Origin of the sequence: Streptomyces sp. SID5785 (assembly GCF_009870065.1) — a bacterium.
GTDB lineage: Bacteria > Actinomycetota > Actinomycetes > Streptomycetales > Streptomycetaceae > Streptomyces.
This window is the reverse complement of sequence record NZ_WWIA01000511.1, coordinates 1-866: the sequence shown is the minus strand read 5'-3', so window position 1 is coordinate 866 and position 866 is coordinate 1. Positions and strand designations below refer to the sequence as shown.

Below are 866 nucleotides of genomic sequence, written 5' to 3'. Positions count from 1 at the left end.
AGCGCGGCCGCCGCGAGCAGGAGCGGCCCGCGCCCGAGCCGCGCGGCCGGGTCCGCGCCGAGCGGCCGCCTCGCGCACCGCAGCGTCCGGCGGACCGCCCGCAGCGGCGGCCCCGTTCGCTGGGCCGCTGGCTGCTCGTGCTCGTCCTCCTCGGCCTGGCCGGGGCGGTGGCGTACGCGATGGCGTTCATGCCCAAGGCGGACTCCGGTTCGGGGCCACCGCGCGAGCAGGCGGGCGTCGTCGGCGGCGGCCCCGACAAGAACGGCGACACGGACCCGGCGCAGACCCCGAAAGAGAAGCCCTCGCCGAGCAGCGGGAAGAAGTCCCCTTCGGACGACAGGAGTTCGACCCCGTCGAGCACCGAGCCGCAGTCCGACGTCGCGGCCGGCTTCACCCTGCGCAAGGACCCCGAGGGCTTCCGGGTCGCCGTCGCCAAGGGCTGGCAGCGCCAGGGGAAGAACGGCCGCGGCCAGGTCCTCTACACGCACGGCCGGTACACGCTGCTCGTCGTGCCCGGCCGCGACTCCACCGGCACCTACGGCGACGACCCGATGAAGTACCAGCGCGAGGACGAGCGGGAGCTCCAGCCGTTCCGCGACTCGACATGGGCCACGTCGAGCGGCATGAAGACCGTCGAGGTCGGCGGACGGACCATGGCCGAAGGGCAGTTCACCTGGCAGGAGTCCGGCGGCGAGGTCTTCGTGCGCAATGTCGCGATGATCGTCGGCGGCCGGTACCACGTCGTCCAGGTCCGCGGCCCGGAGGCCGAGCGCGACGAGGTCTCCCGCCTCTTCGACCAGGCCTCGGCCACGTACCGGTACGGCGATTAGGGCCTGTCCGGCGGATCATGTCGCGGGCGCGGGGTC

Annotated in this window: 1 pseudogene; it reads left to right on the top strand. The window is 74.1% G+C overall.

Annotation, left to right across the window (positions count from 1 at the left end):
- Positions 1–830 (top strand): annotated as a pseudogene (locus tag GTW43_RS16650) (serine/threonine protein kinase); the annotation flags it as partial.
- Between the last annotated feature and the right edge of the window lie 36 nt (positions 831–866).